The organism is Lysinibacillus sphaericus, from assembly GCF_015844675.1.
In the GTDB taxonomy this organism is placed as follows: Bacteria; Bacillota; Bacilli; order Bacillales_A; family Planococcaceae; genus Lysinibacillus; species Lysinibacillus sphaericus_E.
Window position 1 is genome coordinate 23,124 of record NZ_LDGC01000088.1, and the last position, 18,544, is coordinate 41,667.

Genomic DNA, 18,544 nt, shown 5'->3' on the forward strand with positions numbered 1-18,544 from the left:
CTTTTAAATTTTATCGAAAAACTTTCACGTTTTATCGACCAACTTTCCCGTTTTATCCCCTAACTTTTCATTTTTATCGACATCCACTTCAATTTATCCTTAATATAACTAAAAAATGAAAATTACACCAATATTCTATTAGAAAAAGAACTAATATTCATCTATACTAGTTTTACAGATAATGGTCTTGGATATAGAAACGAAAATGACTTACAAATAAGCCTAAAAATAAAGGTGTGTAAAGATGAATACGATTATGGAAATACAGAACATCTCTAAACAGTATAGAGGTAAAAAAATTTTAGAAAATGCTACATTTTCTATTTACGCTAATGAGATTATAGCTATTGTAGGAAAGAATGGAGCGGGTAAAAGTACCCTTCTAAAAATTATTGCGGAATTAGTTGACGCTGACAATGGTTCTATTGTCAAACATCGACAATCATTAAAAATTGGTTATGTGCCAGAAGTGACCCCTTCACATATTTTGTTTACGCCTGAAGAATATCTTTATCATATGGGCCGTATTCGAGGTATGACAAAAAAACAACTACAGCAAAAAATAAATGAGTTACTTGATTTATTTCATTTACAGGAAGCTCGGAACACTCGAATTATTAACTTTTCTAAAGGTATGAAGCAAAAGGTTATGATTATGCAAGCAATGCTTGAAGACACGGATCTACTAATCTTAGATGAGCCACTATCAGGGCTTGATCCTAAAGCTCAAAGTGATTTAGAAGAAACTCTTTCGATATTAAAGGCTAAAGGGTTAAGTATCGTTTTAACATGTCACGAACCAAAATTATTTCAACATCTTGTTGATACCGTTCTTGTTATTCAAAATAATCGGGTCATCCAAGTAGAGTCATTCAATAAAAATGATAGTCCGAAAAATAAATTGATTTTCGAAATTTCAAACGTGGAATTATTAGATGACATGCTACCTATTCTTGAAATTCAGCAACAAAATTATTTAGACAACGGTTGTTATGAGGTTATCACCATTATTAAGGCAGAGGAAACTGACCGAGTATTATTAGCGCTACTACACAAAAAAACCTCTATTAAACAATTAATCCCGATCAATGAAAAGGAGGAACAATTCTATACCCATTTTTAATGAGGAAGAATAGACGCCGATATGACAAGTTTATTACGTTATCAATTTATCAATTATTTAAGATCCTATCAATACGTTCCACCTTTTTCAATTTTCATATTATGCCTGGTTGTTAATTATACCTTTGTACCAAACCCAATATTAGATAGTTATTCGTTTACAGCTATCCTTCTCTTTTTTCTAATGGGTTGGTTTACAATTACACTATTTCAGGCAGAAGATGAAGGACAAAAAGTAATTACAACACTTCATACCAAAAGTCGAACACACTATAATTTAGGAATTTTTATTATTTGTGTACTCATTGGTTTTTTCTTAAGCTTTGTATCAGTAGTCTACCCTACTCTTATTGGTGCCTTTGGGGAAAAACCAAGATTTATACATCAAATACTAGGATTCCTCTCTCATTTTAGTTTATCTGTACTAGCAATTGCACTCTCAGCTATATTTACGAGAGAACTCGTTAAAAATAAACAAAATACTTGGTGGGGTGTACTTGGCATCTTAATTGTTTCTGTCGTGATTGCTACTTTAAAAGAAACAATTCTTCAGATCAAAGGGCTCATTTGGTTACTTCCTCCTGTCCGCCTTTCATTGGAAATGATGGGCTCAGATGACTCTATTAAATCAATTCCTAGCAGTTTTTATTGGCAATTTACTTGGATTTTCGTCTATTCAGCCTTCGTCATCATGTTGTTCTTCCTCCTTTCGAATCGAAAAAGGAGATAAATTTCTAAAGAAGGAGAGTTCAATCGGTAAAAATAACAAGTTGCTAACTATGGAAGTTGAAAGTGATATTGCATTCTTCCTGAGGATATGCCTTTTATTTTTGAACACTATTTCAGATGTATTCAGGCTACAGGTGAGACTGCTGTAAAAATGTAGGGACAGGACTAGGACTCGGATTATCTATTTGCAAGCATATTATGGAGGCACATAATGGTTCAATTTCTTTTAAAAGTAAGTAAAATGTAGGAACAACATTTACGTTAACTCTTCCTATTATTTAAATTTCGCAAGAAGAAAGAGAATAAAACTTTAATCAGTAGGGGTTTTATTCAACCCCTACTGATTATTTGTCTCCATCAATCGGTATTCTATGCGGTTAATGCCGGATAAAAAAGTACCTATTGCCATTTATTATTACGATAATCTGATTTGTTTTGATGATATGTTATAACTAAAGAAATGGTTAGTAAACTTCCAAAAAATGAATCTATGATACGTACAACCATTACTCCATAGTTGCTAATTGGTACCCTATCGATCATGTACCAAAGACATACATATAGTAGCGTTAAAATAAATATTAAAGCCCAAAAATAGAGTTTCTTTTTAGCGCCAATGTTTGGAGTATCTTTATTCTTATTTAATGATGAGCTGTAATACATATAAACGATAATTAGTGAAATCCCCAAAAGTGTACTACCGTGTTGCAAAAGTTTATAAATGGGTATTTGATAGCCATACAAATTGAATGTATAGGTTAAAGTTTGGAAATTCCTTACCATAAATCCATTTGTATGTGTAAAAGAATCCCATACTACATGAGTTAACATTCCAAATAATGCTGAGTAACAAAAAATGACTGTCTTCCATTTTTTACTTCCCGCCACTTTGTAGCTAGATGTATCCTGCAGAAAGTTAGGTAAATGGTGGATTACATTCAAACGTATCATTCGATGATAAATAAAGTAAATCATTACTACTAATGGGAGATTGAATAGAAAAAAACCTGTGTAGGTATGCCCTATCTCTCCTATAGGTTGACCTCGTAAAAAATATTCAAAGTCAGGCGCCATACTACCTAAAACCATTGCAGAAAAATTAATATATTTACTTTTTCTAGTGAAAGGTAATACTGCCGCCGGATGAGCAAATGTTAATGGCATAGTATCCCCTTCTATATAACAATGTATTTATACAACGTTTTTTTTTTCTAAAAGTTACTTAGAAATGTAAAGATCAGCTGATTCCATCCACAAATTTTTATGCTGTAAAAATTTAATTAGGAACTTATAATACCCCCATTACACTAAAAGAAATAAAATCAAATGAAGGGAGTTTCTTGTAGCAAAAGAGGTACTTAATCATGCTCAAAACCTATGTAAGACATATTCCACAGGTAGTACAAAGTATTCTTGTAATATATGGCATACCGGAATTACCCCTTGTAATAAATTGGCCAACAACTATCGGATTATCCCTCTTAAGTATTGTGACCGCCTGTCTTGGTTGCTGGGTATCGACGAAAATAATCGCCAAAACCTCACCGCGAATTTTACTTGTTGAATAAAAATTCCCCCATTCTACTTAGGTAGTGGGGGCATTCATTTTAATATATCCATAACTACCGGGTTCATGTTATAATATTCCAAAAAATAAAAGAAATTTACTTCTCTTGGTTATCATTTTGTCACTGGTATGCCGACATCTGCCTAGCACAAATGTTTACAGTACACCGTTTAGACGAGAAAATAACTATCATATGTAAATATTTTTTGGGAGATGATTGTATGAAACGAGCACATATTCATGAATTAAATATTACTCGTGCATTATCCATTTTAGCTGTACTTATTATCCATGCTACTAGTACACCTGTTACGGTTTTACCAAGTGACTCAAAACTATATCCGCTTTATATATTTTTTAACATTTCCTCTAAATTTGCTGTCCCTGTATTTATTTTCTTAAGTGGATTTGTTTTATTTTACAATTATATACAAAAGGACTTAACAAAAGGGCTGGTCGTTAGCTTTTATAAAAAAAGAGTGACGCAAATTCTCATTCCTTATCTCTTTTTTTCTATTTTCTATTATGCTGCCATTCAAATTTTTTTGACGGATGATTTATCATTAACATGGCATGCACTATTTAGTGTGGAATTTCTTGAAAAACTTTTAATCGGAAAAGCGTATACGCATTTATACTATATTTTTATTATTGTACAGTTCTATCTGATGTTCCCTTTATTCCTATATGTTTTAAAGAAAAAACCAGCCCTAGCCTCTCATCTCATTTGGATTGGATTTGCCCTTCAATGGGGCTTTATTTTGTTAAATGCAGAGTTTTGGCAATATCCATATAGAGGGAGTATCTCATTTTCTTATTTTGTCTATTTCTTAGCAGGTGGATTTTTAGGTATCTATTTTGAAAAATACAAAAGATGGATCCAACTAAAAAAAGAGGATTTCCATATTGCTATCCCTTTTATCTGGATTATATGGCTATCTTCTACTATTTATAATGTATATTTATATTATTTTGTATACTCATCTCAAACCTATTTAACTAACAGTATTATATTTGAAATTGTTTTTCAGCTACAATCTATAACAGCAAGCATTGTCTTATTACAGCTTTCCTTTTGGATTTATAACAAATGGAATAAAGCGATTGTCAATTGCTTTATTAGCCTAGGCACACTATCATTTGGCATCTATCTATTACATCCATATTTCCTTTTCCTTTATAGACAAATTCCTATAAGTGGAAACAGTATTTTATTTCATTTATGGAGTGTTGGTGGTTTTCTTGTTGCCCTATTCGTCACTTGGGCTATTGTATTTTTAATAGGAAGATATTTTAAATATCATTGGATTGCGTTTGGACCGATTCCGAAAGAGTTTCCATACAAAAAGTAAGTGTAACAAGCCCTCGTACACGCGGTAGTAGCGTTTACGAGGGCTTTGTTAATTATTTGCTTGGTCGTGCATTCAATTTAGTGCAATAATTTTAAAGAAAAGCTCTTACCTATCAAGTATGCAAAAACAACTCCAAAAAATCCTCTTCAGAAAAAACAACAATATTATTTCTTCTTAGTAATGCAGTAGTTACGCCTACGCCCCCTAATTTTGTACCATTGAAATCACCATTGTAAATCATTGCACTGCCACATGATGGACTATACTCCTTTAATACAACCTTAGTTGCTCCTATTTCAAGTGCTTTATGTAATGTTGCATATGCGCCCTTTAAATAAAGCTCCGTAACATCACGACCAGATATTTCAACCACGCTCGCTTTTCCATCTAGAACGTCTTCACCATCTCCACCAACAATTTCAGCGGGCTCACGAGGCGTCGAAAAACCTCCCATAATTTCAGGGCATACGGTTAACGCCTTATTTTCTAACACAAGCTTTTGAATTCTTTCATCTAAACTAGCTGTTCCGTTATAGCGTACCTTTAATCCCGCTAAGCAAGCACTTATTAATATCATACGCACACCTCATTTAAGTAATATCATATAAGGAAAACTTTAGCTCATTAAAAGAGTCTGTCAACAGTAACCTACTTTATTCTTTTTCAATGAGTAATATTGATATTTTAAAACTGTTGTTTATTATTAGTAGGACAACCATTTTACTGGGTTGGCCTACTATTTCATTATCTAAATTTCTTTTATGAATTCATTCTATCATTTAAAAGGGAGGAAAAGACTTGGTTGAGTTTACAATTTGTTTTCTTAAAAAGGGTGACCAAATATTATTGCTAAATAGAGATTTCCCACATTGGATGGGAGCTTGGAATGGCGTTGGCGGAAAGATTGAGAAAAATGAAACGCCACTTGCTTGTGCATTACGAGAAATTAAAGAAGAAACGGGCATCGTACTGAACGATATTACATTCAAAGGAAAAATTTCATGGACGGATGGAACAACCGACTTTGGCTGTATGTATGCTTTTATTGCTGAATTGCCAGAATCTTATCCATATGTGACACCGATTAAAGTCGAGGAAGGCATTTTAGATTGGAAACATCTATCGTGGATTTTTCATCCCGAAAATGTAGGAATAGCCGATTTAAAACATTACTTACCAAAAATGCTAGATGAAACAACCAACTATGAATATATATTTACATATAAAGATAGTGAATTGATTAACATTACGAGTACCCCATTCGTACAAACTATTACTGTCTAAGTATAACAAGACCTCGTACACGCGATAGTAGCGTATACGAGGCTTGGTTAATTATTTTCTTGGTAGTGCAAATCGCATTCTGCACATCGACCAATTCAAGCTTGTATTTTGAATTTCATCATAGATGTTCCACAAGCTATCCACTATCCGTAATTCAACATTACGTTTAAACATTTCATCAAATAAATTTTTCAGTTCAAATTTAGCTATAGGATATTGTGTTGTTTCACTCGTATAATAACCAGCATTTTGATCTTGTAGCGTAAATCCATTACTATCAAACTCATATAAGTAAAGTTTCGTATTTTTCATCGTCTCAAACCACTTGCTTTCAATTACGACAACATGCGAACATGATGCAGATGCTATAAAGGCTCGTTTATCCTGTTCGGTTGTATCGGCACCAATATGATAGCAAACTCGTGGACAATTTCTAGGGGTTAAAAAATTAGGCAAACATGTATCGTTAATTGCCCATACAAGCCCTTTCTCTTGATCTAAATCTAGTCGATCAGGTAATCTGGGATGGAATACGGTAATTTCATTTTCCTCACTCACATGAAATATACGCACAATCTCCCCTCCTTTATTTTCTTAATTTAAAAACGATAAAATCTGCACAATGCAAATCTTCCTCGAATTGTGGATACTTTATTAGCATCTCTTTTGAAGGCATCGGTTCGATAACGTCCTCTATAGAAAATCCTGCTTGAATAATTGCTTTCATATAGCTCGTTAATGTACGGTGATAAAATACAATTTTGTCATCGGAATCTAGCGGAAGCTTTTGATCGTATACCCCTTCATAAAAATAACGCTGAACTTTCCAATACTGTTGGTCAAGCCGTTCATTTCTTATCCAGCCACTATTCGGCGTAACAAAGCACGGGTGGAGAATAGAAAAGATGAAAGTACTATTAGGTTTTAATAGACGATACATTTCACTCAAAGCTGCCTTATAATCTTCTAGATCTTGAAGGACCATATTGGAAACAATACAATCGAACTGTTCATCTGCTAAAAAATCTAGTTTTTCGCAATTTCCATGTTTATATTGTATCGAAACTTCCTCATATGTTCTTTCTCTAGCAATTTCTAGCATCTTTTCTGAATAATCAACTGCTGTGACAATAGCCCCTTTTTGAGCAAGTATTCTACTTAAATAGCCTTCTCCGCAGCCTGCATCTAGTAGCCTTTTTCTTTTCACCTCTTCTAATAATGAAAAAATGGCTGGATTTAATAATACTTCACGATGTATGCCACCATGTTCATCGAAGTTTGCTGTAAACCTTTCTGCATGTTGATCCCAGCGTTTAATCGCCTCTTCTGTCGGTACTGTTCTTGCCATACAATTCCCTCATCTCTGTATAGAATCGTAACGTTACGTCCCTTGTGCACATTACTATTTTTTCATATATATCCAAAAAGTTGTAGACTTTTATTTTATTTTTTTATATCATTTAGATTGAGGCACGCCATCTTTAAGTAAAAATATAAGCCAGAAATTCCCAATGGGATTTCTGGCTTTTCTTATTTAAGGGTTTGATTGAGTTTTGATAGGTAATGCATTGTCTAAAGTAACCTGTCGTTTAACTGTGATCCATCTTCCACATAACATGATAATTAATGCAAAAAATACCATGACTCCTGCAAAGACAAGCGCTGCCTTATAACTACTATAAACCGCCACAAGCTGGCCCGCGATGATCGGTCCGATAATTTGACCAAAAGCATAAAACGTTGTTAACAATGATACGACTGGACCGCTTTGTGTTGGGAATAGCTGACGTGCATAAGAGGTCGTTAACGTCACAATGCCTACAAATGTTAAGCCAAATAAAAATGAAGATAATAATACGCTCCATACTGTTTGTGAAAATACTGGCAACAAGATGCCTACTACTTGCAATATATAGGCAACAAACAAAATTTTGATGGCAGAAAATTTTTCTAATAATACAGTCCAAACAGGTGCGGACGGGATAGCCGCTACCCCAACAATGACCCAACTATACGAAGAGTATGCTTGTAGTGAAGGGATATTGTGAATGATATCGACTAAAAAAGTACCTGTAATAATATAGCCTAATCCCTCAAAACCATATGCGACAATTAACCATGGCATAAAGCCCGTTGTCATTTTTGCATCAGAGGATTTAACAGTTTTCACACTATCTTGTACATGCAAGCCTCTCCAAAGTATATATGTCACCACTAAAAAAACAGCAGATAAAATCCCTAAGCCAATCCAAGTACCTTGCCAAGCAAAACGCGTCTCAATAGCAGGGACTAATAAACCTGAAATAGCAATTCCTAATCCAATACCGCCAAATAAATAGCCTGACCATTTTGTAAGTGAATGCTTTGCTAAATAATCCATAATAATACTACATGTTAATACGAAAATCAGTCCCCCTGTAATGCCCGCAATTAAACGAAGCACAAGCCAAACACTATATATTTCAATGATTCCCATAAAAACAACAGAAAGGACATTCAAGACAACACTTAACAATAAAAAGTTCTTCTTTTGGCGATTAATAAACCCTGCCCATAATGCACCAATGAAATAGCCAATATAATTACTCGATGCTAAAAATCCTGCAACTTCAAACGAAAACCCGACATCATGACGCATAAATGGCAAAATCGGCGTAAATGCAAACCGGCTAATCCCCATAGCCACTACAAGTAATAGCACCCCACCAAATAAAATTCCGATGTGCTGTCGATTCATCTTGTCCCCACCCCCTAAAAACTTCTTGTAATTAAAAGGATACAGAGTGAAAATTAATAAATCTAATATATAATTTATATAAAAGGATAAAAAATTCTTATATAAGGTGGGATACATAATGAATTTACATGCTCTTAGATTATTCACAAAAGTTGCCGAGCTCAATAGTGTTTCCAAGGCCGCGCAAGCTCTAATGATTAGTCAACCTGCCGTTACCATTCAAATGAGAAATTTAGAAAAAGAACTTGGCCTAACCCTTTTAGAATCTAAAGGTCGAGGAATTACCTTAACACCAAACGGAGAATATTTATTTAAACAGGCACGACGGTTATTTGATTTAGAGATGGATATCGAAAATAAGTTGGAGCAATTAAAAAACACTGGTAATGAAGAATTACAAATTGCTTCTACCCATGTTCCATCTCATTTTTTACTACCGAAATGGCTCGCAAAGTATAAACAAGCCTATCCGACTACTCATATTCACATAAAAACGGCTAATTCCCAGCAGGTTATTGAAGAATTACTTCACTATAAGGTTGATATGGCTTTTATCGTAAAAGAGGATGGCCATCATCCAGATATTAATTATCAATTTCTCATGAACCTCGATTATTGGTTTATCGTCCCCTACGGTCATCCACTGGCAGATCAGAAAGTGACATTAGCGGAATTAATGCAGCAGCCATTTGTTTCACGAGAAGATGGTAGCTCTACGAAAGAATATTTAAACGCTTTATGTAAAGTTCATAAAATCCCACCACCACGAGTAGGGCTACAACTGGACGGCATCAACGAATCTATTCACGCCATTGCAGCTGGATATGGTACGATGCTAGCTCCGTCCATAGCGGCTTCTAACTTTATTCAACGACAGCAAGTAGCACGAGTTTTTATAAAAGACATCGATATTCAGCGTCCTATTTATCTTTGCACAAGAAAAAATGAACAAAATATCTCTTCGACCTTTAATACTTTTATTAACATCATCAATGATTCCATTTCATAACAATTATTTTTCAAAAGTTTGAACTACACAAAATTTGTACAAAAACAAGTTTTTGTGTAGTTTTTCATTTGTAAAAATTTCAATCCTACTATATCGAAATATCTTATCACCATAACGTGGGGGTTGATTTCCGTTCCGGCTGGGCGCTTTACCGCTGACGCTACGCTTTCGGTAAAAAAGACATTTGTTGCTGCCGAGTGCACTGAAAAAGTCTATATCTTCTCACATCGCGAGGTATTCAACTATTAAATCGTTGAATACCTTGCTTTTTTTATTTGGCACTGTGACTCTACTGTTGTTTTCCGAAGCATTCCGCTCCCTTTCCGCGGGCGAGCGATGCTTCTCCAAACAACGCAATGTATCAACCTATTATTTTAGTAACGCTTTCCTTTATAATAAAAGAATTAATGTGCAGGTGATGCCCCCGATGATTTCAAATCAAGAAACCCTTAATTTAAGTCTATATATTGCGATCTACGATATTGTTGTGCCAAAAGATAATATACTTCGCCAAATCAATGAACTTGTTGACTTTTCATTCATTTTAGAAGAGTTAAAAACAAAATATTGTTTAGACAATGGACGTAACGCTATTCCTCCAATTCGTATGGCGGGTCTATTTGGCATCGAAATTTAAGGTGCTACAACGATATTCGCTGTCAATTTGAAACGGATATTAAAGCTACTAAACGAAAATGAATAAGGAATAGAGACAGAAATAAGGCACTTCCTGTTCAAATTTGAACAAGAAGTGCCTTATTTTTATCTGAAAAAGGTTCGCTTTTATGAAAACTTAAGTTTTTCAGTGCCTTCGTTGCTGACGCTTCGCTTTCACACAGATAAAACATTTGTACCTGTCGCTACAAAAGACATTTGCTGAAAGAAGTTTAATTATTTTCTGAAATTTCCGTCTTGCAATCTTTTATTTTGTTATACTAGAGCAAAAAAGTAGGGATAAACATGATATACGACGTGATTGTAATTGGTGCAGGATCGATGGGGATGGCAGCTGGTTATCATTTAGCGAAAGCAGGAAAAAATGTCTTGATGCTTGATGCCTTTAATCCTCCTCACGAAGAAGGTAGTCATCATGGGGAAACGAGAATTATTCGCTTTGCGTATGGTGAAGGTGCTAGTTATGTCCCTTTTGTCAAAAGAGCAGGTGAATTATGGAAAGAGCTCGAAACGTTAACGGGTGAAACTTTACTTTTACAAACAGGGGTAATGAATGTCGGTGAAGAGACCCATCCTTTTATTCAAAATGTGAAAACAAGTGCTAGGCTCTATGATTTAGCATTAGAGCAGTATTCTGCGGCTGAGGCAATGGAAAAATGGCCTGGATTATCGTTACCAGAAAACTTTGTTGCTTGCTTTGAGCCTACTGCCGGTGTCCTCCGTGTAGAAGCCTGCATTAGCGCTTATAAAAAATTAGCTATTGAGGCAGGAGCAACCTTACATACAAATGAAAAAGTGCAGAACATCAAAGCTGGTGACATTGTCCGTGTCCAAACGCTAAATAACATTTACGAAGCTACACATTTAATTGTAACCGCTGGAGCTTGGGCAACTGAGTTACTTCAAACAATGGACATCACCATCCCTGTAACACCGACGCGAAAAACATTTGCATGGTTTGAGGCTGATGAGCAGCTTTATCGTGAAGAAATTTTCCCAGCCTATTGTTTTGAATTTACTGATTCTATGTACTATGGTTTTCCAAGTATCGATGGAGCAGGCCTAAAGCTTGGCAGACATGATGGCGGTGAGGCAGTCAATCCAAATGATCCTTTACTCCCATTCGACGAACAGGATGCAATAGATTTACAAAATTTTATCAATCGTTTTATGCCTCAGCAGGGTGCGTTGAAATTCGGCAAAACATGTAAATATTCGATGACACCAGATGAGGATTTCATTATTGATTTTTTACCTGAGTATCGAAATATTATCATTGCAGCGGGCTTCTCAGGACATGGTTTTAAATTCAGTAGTGCAGTGGGTGAAGTACTAGCAGATTTAACGCTAAACGGAAAAAGTAAGCAGGATTTATCACTCTTTAGGCTTAGTCGATTTAAGACAGACTGACACTTTGCTTCACTTTATGCACTTACTACTGTGTCGGGTAACTGCGAGAAGACTGCCGTAAAGGCAGTCTTCTGCTATTTAAGTAAACTTATCGTTTCACTATCTTTTTTACGAAATAGACGAATACATCCAACAAAACACCGTATAATAACCCAAGCCCAATGCGCACGATATAGCGAATGAACGTAAAATCATTAGCAACTATATAATCTCGTACTGGGTCGTGATGTAGCAGCCACATATATACAAAATCAAACGTGAATAGCGACATCATAAGCCCCTTATCATCTTGACCTATCCAATGTAAGATGCAAATACCAATCATAATAATAACAATCCACGTAGTGAAATTATTAAATGGCGCTGGAGCAAAGCGTCTTCCAGCTAAAGTCACCGTAATTGGAAATACAATAAAAGCAAGTATACCGAGTACTCCTAGTTGATAAAGATCAAATAGATTGATACCAATTACCGTCACTATATACGCAACAATACACGCCATCATAATTTTGACATGCATAGAACGTAAAAATGTCATTTTATACCCCCCCCGAAAGCATAACTCAATCAAGTAATGCTTGTTTATCGATGTTCTTCAAAATTTGCTCACACAACCAAAACAACACTATCGGCGTGATATTACACTAATAGTGTTGTAATTCAACCCCTTATTCGTTTATCCATGCCGATAGTTTTGATATAAGATATGCTTGCTGTTCATATTTGGTGCAACTCTTTAACTTTAGATTTTTTAAGTTATGTAATATTATTTTTCATAGTCTATGCATTACTTTACATAAAAAATTTGTTTACCATTATTTCACAGAGAGAGTAGTGTACACTACTCTCTTATTATGATTAAAGTTTTTATTGACACTTGATCAAATCGCGCAAGAACGTTATCTGTCACCAGTAGGCCAAAGAGCGTTTCTTCATCGATTCACGGTATTGCTCTGTTGAAAATGGCAATGCTTCATTTGTTTGGTAATCCATAATAACACCATATTTTCGAACAACATCCATCTGGTTAATTTCACCTTTGTTATACATCTGTTCAACTTCAATTGGATCTGTTTCCAGCCATCTATGGCGATTTTTGCGAATTGTATCGCGTTCTTTTACTGTTGCTGCCATATCAATTTCGAAGGCATCCATGTCTCGGTCAATTTCATGGATGACTACGCCATAATCAAGCTTTGCACGCTCAATCGAAACATATTCATCAATAACATCTTCTAAAACAGCGTTGACATCTCGTGTTAATGGGTCACCCAAGCCACCACCTCCTGCTGATGGACGTGAAAAGGAATCTCCATTCTTCAACTCGACATTGGAGAAAATCGTGCCTAAAAATTTTTCATCCTCTTTATTTGGATTTAAAATTGCTCCCTGCGCGATAGAAGGTAGGCCGCCCATAATGCCCCATGTAATGGAACGAGACCGATCACAGCAATAGGACATCACTGTTTGGTTTACATTCGTTAAAACGCCTCCCTTTTCTACACCACAGCCGCCACGGTATTTACCTGGACCAGCAGAGTCTATAATGATTTCATGCTTCGTTGTAACAACTGGTGACAAACGCTCTTGCCCTTCGCATGGTTGAACACTTAAGCCTACCCCGAACACTGGTGAGGTAGTATTCGCACCATCACGGTCTATACGTCCACCATGGCCACCAGCCATCCAGTCATACCACATAAAATATTCACTACCATCTCTTCGTTGATCATACCCACCTACTAATAAATATTCTAAATTAAATGAACATGCGATAGCGCGTTCAGGCATAATATTTGACCATAATTCAAAGCAAGCATTCATAATTTTTTCAAACGCTCCTGAACAATAGCCAGAAACAGCTACTGGGCTAGGTGCGTTGACAACAGAGTTTTCAGGGAGGAATATTTTCACGACACGATAAAATCCTGAGTTCAGCGGAATCTCTGGGAAAAATGTTTTCGTTCCTGCATAAGTACCAGAAAGTGCTGAGCCAAACCCTGCATTTAAAAAACAGCTAATATAAGGATGTGAATCACTTAAATCATAAGCTATTTCATCCTCTGTTATCGTCATTTTCACACGAATCGGGATAAGGCCATCTCCTACTTGTGGGTCCATGTCGATATAGTCCACCGTATCCCATTGACCTTTTGGTAAAGCTTTAATTTTCGCTCTCATTAATCGTTCTACATAATTTTGAACTTCTTCAAAAGCTACTAGCACTGTCTGAATGCCGTACTTTTCAATCATTTCTTTGAGTTGTTTCTCTCCAACTTTCGCCGCTTCCACTTGAGACCGCAAATCTCCAATACGTTCCTCTGGAATGCGCATATTCATGACAATAATCTTCACTACATCTGTTAAATATTGACCTTTACTATAAATGCGGACAGGGGGGATTCGTAAACCTTCCCCGTAATGTTCCTTTGCTGTAATATCAAAGGAACCTGGATTAGAGCCACCGACATCCGCCCAATGTCCATTTGTTTGCATAAGTGCAATTAGTTTATCAGCATGGAACACCGGTAAAATTACACGTACATCACTGAAATGTGTTCCTCCACGATAAGGATCATTTACTAAAAATACATCACCTGGATGGATATCATCCGCGAAATCCTCTAAGACAGCTTTTGCCGTTAAATGCAAAGTCCCTACATGTACGGAAATATCTTGCGTTCCTTGCATAACGGTATTCCCTTGCGCATCGCATAATGCACAGCTGAAGTCTCGATTATAAATAACAAACGAGTAGCATGTACGCAGCATTTGTTCAGCCATTTGATCCACTAAATTGACAAAGCCGTTTTTTAACACTTCAAATGTTACTGGGTCTAAATTTTGGACCTTATGATTTGTCTCCAATTTCGTTGTACTCATTGCCCATTCCTCCTTATCGCTATTAGTTCACTGTTATAATGATATTTTTATAGACATCTACTTCCGCAGTAAATCCTGGTGGAATAACGGTCGTCGTATCCAGCTGATCGATAATGGCTGGACCAGCAAATTGTGTGTTAACAGGTATTTTATCGCGATTATACACGTTAGTTTCTATATATTTACCCTCAAAATAAACAGGGCGTGTTTCTTTAAAAGCATCTTCCAGTGAGCCTTCAGCAACATATTGTGGGAAATTAGGTTTTGGTACAGTGCCTATAGCCGTTACCCGTAAGCCAAATATTTCTACGGTTTGATCCTTATCGGAAAATGCAAATTCTCGTTCATGTTCGTTATGGAACGCTTCCAAAATAGCATCTAAGGAAGTGATTTCATCGGATACGAGAACAGCTAGAGATCTCCATTGTCCCTTATAACGAAGGTCAATATAATTTGTTAATGTTGATGTATTCTCTGCTATTCCTTCCTCCTCTAATAATGCTTTTGCCTCTTCTCGCAATTCATTAAATTGATTTGTCAGCTCCTCTACACTTACTTCATCAAGTTTTTTCACATACGTTTTAGAAATATCATGGCGTACATCTACTAGTAAACATCCCATTGCTGCTGCAACACCTGGATGCGTAGGAATAATGACTTTTGGGATGTTTAAATCTTTTGCCAAATAAGCTCCGTGTAATGGACCCGCACCACCAAAAGCAACAAGTGCGAAATCACGAGGATCATAGCCTCTCCGTACGGATATTAAGCGAACTGCATCACTCATATTGGCGTTTGCAACTTCTATAATGGCACTTGCTGCTTCCTCAACCGTTTGATCGAATGCATTGGCGATTTTGTTCACAGCCTCTCTAGCTGCCACTTTGTTTAACTGCATAGTTCCATCTAATAAATCCACACCTAGACGTCCTAACACTAAATTTGCATCTGAGTTAGTGGGCTCAGTGCCTCCTCGATCATAACAAGCTGGACCTGGTACTGCCCCTGCACTTTGAGGTCCATTTCGTAAAGAACCGCCTTCATCTTGCCAAGCGAGGCTACCTCCACCGGCTCCTATTGTTAATATTTCAATGCTCGGAAAACCAATTGGATAGCCATATTCTATCGACCAATCCTTTGTGATTCGAATATTTCCCTTATACATCAGTGAAATATCAGTACTTGTACCACCCATATCTAAGCCGATTGCATTGTCAAATCCGCACAACTTTGCGATATGCTTACTTGCAATTGCGCCAGCAGCAATCCCTGAACTTGCCAATCTAGCAGCATAGCGAGGAACTGTACTTGAAGTCATGACGCCACCACCAGAATGTAATACTAATATTTCATCGTCATAACCCTTTTTCTGCATTTCATCGCTTAACTTACTAATGTAATTGCTCATAATCGGCCCAAGAACAGCGTTAATAATCGTTGTACTCATACGCTCATGCTCAAAAATTTCCGGAAGTACCTCACTTGAAATACACACATAGACATCCGGTAATTCTTCTTTTAAAATCTTTTTAACTTTCGCCTCATTTTCCCCGTTCACATAAGCATTGATGAAACATACTGCAATGGATTCAGTTCCCCGACGTTTTAATTTTTTTGCTAATAAACGTATTTCCTCTTCATCAATAGCTTGAAGAATATTCCCTTCATAATCTATTCGTTCTGTCACTTCAAAGCGATCCCGTCGCTGAATATAAGGCTTCGCAGTATCTTTATAAGTATCCCAAATATCTTCTTTCGTCCCCCGGCGAATTTCAATGACATCTCTAAAGCCCTTTGTCGTAATAAGAGCTGTTTTTGGCAGCTTACGCTCAATTAACGCATTCGTTCCAACTGTTGTACCATGAGAAAAAATTTTAATATCCTTGCCATCTAGTTCGGCTTTTGCAACGCCATTTAAAATTCCTTGCTCCGGATTGGCAGGTGTCGACGACGTTTTTGTAACAAATACTTCTCCCGTTTCTTCATTAAAAACAAATACATCTGTAAACGTTCCACCGACATCAATTGCTAAACGACTTTGTGTCATAGCTCTACCTTCTTTCGTTTAATAAATTTAAAACCCAAAAGTTTTTTAATATATAGTTAATGCCTCGAGCAGATGCCCCAGATTTTTAAAGTTATTGCACTACAATTCGAGAAAAATCTGGGTCATTACACCGAGGCATATGTGACATATATTTTTTTGTTTTATTTTAAATTTCTTTCACGATAAATTTTTACTCACTTTTTGTACCAATCGTAATGGTTTTAAACGTTGTAAAGAATTCTTTCGCTGCCTGCCCCTGCTCACGGGCACCGGTACTTGAGTTTTTCACTCCTCCAAACGGCGCTTGAGGTTCTGCTCCCCCCGTTTCATCATTAACCTGTACAAGTCCAACTTCGCTACGATTAATAAAATCAAATGCTTTCGGAATGTTATTTGTATAAATAGAAGCACTCAATCCAAAATTAGAATCATTCGATAATTGAATCGCTTCTTCATAATCCTTTACTTTGATGACAGCTAAAACTGGTCCAAAAATCTCTTCATGAGCAATCGACATCTCGTGGGTTACATTCGTAAAGATTGTTGGATCAATATAGTATCCTTCTAACATACCTTTCGTAGGACCACCGCCAAATACAAGCTCTGCACCCTCTAGTTTTGCTTTTTCTATGGCGCTTAAAATAGCATCATATTGCCCTTTGGATGACACAGGTCCCATCGTGACACCAACTTCAATTTTTTTAGCTTCTTCGATTAACTGTTCTACTACCTTTTCATAAACCGCTTCCTCAATGTAAACTCGACTAGTTGCTGTACAACGCTGCCCTGTTTGCTTCATCGCACCTTCAATTGTTAATTTTGCAGCTTGATTTATATTAGCATCAGCCAAAATGATCGCTGCATTTTTGCCTCCAAGTTCGAGCTGAATTTTTTTATTAGTAGGTCCAGCAGTATCTAAAATACTTTGCCCCACACTATTTGAACCTGTAAATGTAATCGCCTTTACTTCAGGTGCCTCCAATAATACTTGCCCCACTTTTGAACCACGACCTTGCACAACATTTAACACGTTTTTAGGTAAGCCTGCCTGTTCAAATAGTTCTCCTATTAATTTACCTGTTAAAGCGCTTTCAATAGAAGGCTTCCAAACTACTGTATTGCCGTACACTAATGCAGGTGCAATTTTCCATATAGGAATAGCGACAGGGAAATTCCAAGGTGTGATGGCAGCAACGACACCAAGTGGTACTCGCATTGTGTACAGCAATTTCGCTTCATTAGCTGACGGTAACACCTCACCTTTTGCCCGCATCCCTTCTTGAGCAAAATAACGTAAAATGGAAGCACCTCGCTTTACTTCACCAAACATTTCATTTTTCGTTTTACCCATTTCACTCGAAGCTACTTCAGCGACCTTATCAATATTTTTCTCAAGCAAGTCTGCTGTCACACGTAAAATTTCTCCACGTGCAACAGAAGACGTATTTTTCCACCCTTCGAATGCATCCTGAGCTGCAACGATAACCTCTTTCGTTTCATCTATTGTCAAAAGCTCAACTTGGCCTATACATTGAGTTGGTTTCGCTGGATTAAATTGTTCTCGTATTTCTCTAACGATCGTTGTCATAAAACTCCTCCTTCAAATAATGAACGTTTACACCTATATCAATTATGCCTCGGCATAATTGCGTCCGGAATCGGCTTTAGGCTGCGTGAGGGCCGACACGATGTCGGTCATTTCGGTAATGCCACAGGACGTGCCGTTTTT

Annotated in this window: 15 protein-coding genes and 1 pseudogene; 7 read left to right on the forward strand and 9 right to left on the reverse strand. The window is 36.5% G+C overall.

The features are described from left to right. Nucleotides 1-244: 244 nt before the first annotated feature. Together ABE34_RS21230 and ABE34_RS21235 are read left to right on the forward strand one after the other, a co-directional pair. Complete coding sequence (locus ABE34_RS21230; RefSeq protein WP_197144437.1) at nucleotides 245-1,123, forward strand: ABC transporter ATP-binding protein; 879 nt, start codon at nucleotides 245-247, stop codon at nucleotides 1,121-1,123. A 21-nt stretch (nucleotides 1,124-1,144) separates the two neighbouring features. Continuing rightward, on the forward strand, nucleotides 1,145-1,852 hold the full coding sequence (locus ABE34_RS21235; RefSeq protein ID WP_197144438.1) for an ABC transporter permease: 708 nt from the start codon (nucleotides 1,145-1,147) through the stop codon (nucleotides 1,850-1,852). Nucleotides 1,853-2,250: 398 nt separating this feature from the next. Here the strand turns inward: ABE34_RS21235 and ABE34_RS21240 are convergent, their stop codons facing one another. Then, nucleotides 2,251-3,015: a DUF4184 family protein gene (locus ABE34_RS21240; protein WP_197144439.1), complete on the reverse strand. Its 765-nt coding sequence runs from the start codon at nucleotides 3,013-3,015 to the stop codon at nucleotides 2,251-2,253. Between the two features lie 624 nt (nucleotides 3,016-3,639). Between ABE34_RS21240 and ABE34_RS21245 the strand changes: the two genes are divergently transcribed. Next, a complete protein-coding gene (locus ABE34_RS21245) occupies nucleotides 3,640-4,770 on the forward strand; it encodes an acyltransferase (RefSeq protein WP_197144440.1) in 1,131 nt (376 codons plus the stop codon). A gap of 112 nt (nucleotides 4,771-4,882) precedes the next feature. Here ABE34_RS21245 and ABE34_RS21250 read toward each other — a convergent pair whose 3' ends face one another. Next, entirely contained in the window at nucleotides 4,883-5,347 is a 465-nt protein-coding gene (locus tag ABE34_RS21250; protein ID WP_197144441.1) for a DUF523 domain-containing protein, read from the reverse strand. A 221-nt stretch (nucleotides 5,348-5,568) separates the two neighbouring features. On the opposite strand from ABE34_RS21250, the gene ABE34_RS21255 reads away from it, so the two are divergent. Further along, nucleotides 5,569-6,054, forward strand: a complete 486-nt coding sequence (locus ABE34_RS21255) for an NUDIX hydrolase (protein ID WP_197144442.1) — start codon at nucleotides 5,569-5,571, stop codon at nucleotides 6,052-6,054. 51 nt (nucleotides 6,055-6,105) lie between these two features. Here ABE34_RS21255 and ABE34_RS21260 read toward each other — a convergent pair whose 3' ends face one another. The 3 genes from ABE34_RS21260 to ABE34_RS21270 all read right to left on the reverse strand — a co-directional run bounded on the left by ABE34_RS21260 (nucleotide 6,106) and on the right by ABE34_RS21270 (nucleotide 8,791). Then, nucleotides 6,106-6,627 (reverse strand): DUF6886 family protein, encoded by a 522-nt coding sequence (locus ABE34_RS21260; RefSeq protein WP_197144443.1) that lies wholly within the window; start codon nucleotides 6,625-6,627, stop codon nucleotides 6,106-6,108. 13 nt (nucleotides 6,628-6,640) lie between these two features. Then, nucleotides 6,641-7,402 (reverse strand): class I SAM-dependent methyltransferase, encoded by a 762-nt coding sequence (locus ABE34_RS21265; RefSeq protein ID WP_197144444.1) that lies wholly within the window; start codon nucleotides 7,400-7,402, stop codon nucleotides 6,641-6,643. Between the two features lie 186 nt (nucleotides 7,403-7,588). Beyond that, nucleotides 7,589-8,791 carry a YbfB/YjiJ family MFS transporter gene (locus ABE34_RS21270; RefSeq protein ID WP_197144445.1) on the reverse strand — a complete coding sequence of 401 codons (1,203 nt, stop codon included), beginning with the start codon at nucleotides 8,789-8,791 and terminating at the stop codon, nucleotides 7,589-7,591. A 118-nt stretch (nucleotides 8,792-8,909) separates the two neighbouring features. Between ABE34_RS21270 and ABE34_RS21275 the strand changes: the two genes are divergently transcribed. The 3 genes and pseudogenes from ABE34_RS21275 (at nucleotide 8,910) to solA (ending at nucleotide 11,885) form a co-directional block, all read left to right on the forward strand. Next, nucleotides 8,910-9,800 carry a LysR family transcriptional regulator gene (locus ABE34_RS21275; RefSeq protein ID WP_197144446.1) on the forward strand — a complete coding sequence of 297 codons (891 nt, stop codon included), beginning with the start codon at nucleotides 8,910-8,912 and terminating at the stop codon, nucleotides 9,798-9,800. A gap of 427 nt (nucleotides 9,801-10,227) precedes the next feature. Further along, a pseudogene (locus tag ABE34_RS21280) lies at nucleotides 10,228-10,410 on the forward strand (IS5/IS1182 family transposase); the annotation flags it as partial. Between the two features lie 350 nt (nucleotides 10,411-10,760). Continuing rightward, on the forward strand, nucleotides 10,761-11,885 hold the full coding sequence (gene solA / locus ABE34_RS21285; protein ID WP_197144447.1) for an N-methyl-L-tryptophan oxidase: 1,125 nt from the start codon (nucleotides 10,761-10,763) through the stop codon (nucleotides 11,883-11,885). A gap of 88 nt (nucleotides 11,886-11,973) precedes the next feature. Here the strand turns inward: solA and ABE34_RS21290 are convergent, their stop codons facing one another. The 4 genes from ABE34_RS21290 to ABE34_RS21305 form a co-directional block, all read right to left on the reverse strand. After that, the gene (locus ABE34_RS21290) at nucleotides 11,974-12,423 is read right to left on the reverse strand and encodes a hypothetical protein (RefSeq protein ID WP_197144448.1); all 450 of its coding nucleotides are present in this window, start codon (nucleotides 12,421-12,423) and stop codon (nucleotides 11,974-11,976) included. 368 nt (nucleotides 12,424-12,791) lie between these two features. Continuing rightward, a complete protein-coding gene (locus ABE34_RS21295) occupies nucleotides 12,792-14,768 on the reverse strand; it encodes a hydantoinase B/oxoprolinase family protein (protein ID WP_197144449.1) in 1,977 nt (658 codons plus the stop codon). Between the two features lie 22 nt (nucleotides 14,769-14,790). Then, nucleotides 14,791-16,815, reverse strand: a complete 2,025-nt coding sequence (locus ABE34_RS21300) for a hydantoinase/oxoprolinase family protein (RefSeq protein ID WP_197144450.1) — start codon at nucleotides 16,813-16,815, stop codon at nucleotides 14,791-14,793. A 190-nt stretch (nucleotides 16,816-17,005) separates the two neighbouring features. Continuing rightward, nucleotides 17,006-18,403, reverse strand: coding sequence for an aldehyde dehydrogenase family protein (locus ABE34_RS21305; RefSeq protein ID WP_197144451.1), 1,398 nt, complete (start codon nucleotides 18,401-18,403; stop codon nucleotides 17,006-17,008). Nucleotides 18,404-18,544: the final 141 nt, after the last annotated feature.

What these genes read in the sequence shown, in the direction of transcription:
- ABE34_RS21245 (WP_197144440.1), top strand. Translation starts at nt 3,640, where the DNA reads ATGAAACGAGCACATATTCATGAATTAAATATTACTCGTGCATTATCC.
- ABE34_RS21305 (WP_197144451.1), bottom strand. Translation starts at nt 18,403, where the DNA reads ATGACAACGATCGTTAGAGAAATACGAGAACAATTTAATCCAGCGAAA.
- solA (WP_197144447.1), top strand. Translation starts at nt 10,761, where the DNA reads ATGATATACGACGTGATTGTAATTGGTGCAGGATCGATGGGGATGGCA.
- ABE34_RS21265 (WP_197144444.1), bottom strand. Translation starts at nt 7,402, where the DNA reads ATGGCAAGAACAGTACCGACAGAAGAGGCGATTAAACGCTGGGATCAA.
- ABE34_RS21275 (WP_197144446.1), top strand. Translation starts at nt 8,910, where the DNA reads ATGAATTTACATGCTCTTAGATTATTCACAAAAGTTGCCGAGCTCAAT.
- ABE34_RS21290 (WP_197144448.1), bottom strand. Translation starts at nt 12,423, where the DNA reads ATGACATTTTTACGTTCTATGCATGTCAAAATTATGATGGCGTGTATT.
- ABE34_RS21250 (WP_197144441.1), bottom strand. Translation starts at nt 5,347, where the DNA reads ATGATATTAATAAGTGCTTGCTTAGCGGGATTAAAGGTACGCTATAAC.
- ABE34_RS21300 (WP_197144450.1), bottom strand. Translation starts at nt 16,815, where the DNA reads ATGACACAAAGTCGTTTAGCAATTGATGTCGGTGGAACGTTTACAGAT.
- ABE34_RS21230 (WP_197144437.1), top strand. Translation starts at nt 245, where the DNA reads ATGAATACGATTATGGAAATACAGAACATCTCTAAACAGTATAGAGGT.
- ABE34_RS21240 (WP_197144439.1), bottom strand. Translation starts at nt 3,015, where the DNA reads ATGCCATTAACATTTGCTCATCCGGCGGCAGTATTACCTTTCACTAGA.
- ABE34_RS21235 (WP_197144438.1), top strand. Translation starts at nt 1,145, where the DNA reads ATGACAAGTTTATTACGTTATCAATTTATCAATTATTTAAGATCCTAT.
- ABE34_RS21295 (WP_197144449.1), bottom strand. Translation starts at nt 14,768, where the DNA reads ATGAGTACAACGAAATTGGAGACAAATCATAAGGTCCAAAATTTAGAC.
- ABE34_RS21270 (WP_197144445.1), bottom strand. Translation starts at nt 8,791, where the DNA reads ATGAATCGACAGCACATCGGAATTTTATTTGGTGGGGTGCTATTACTT.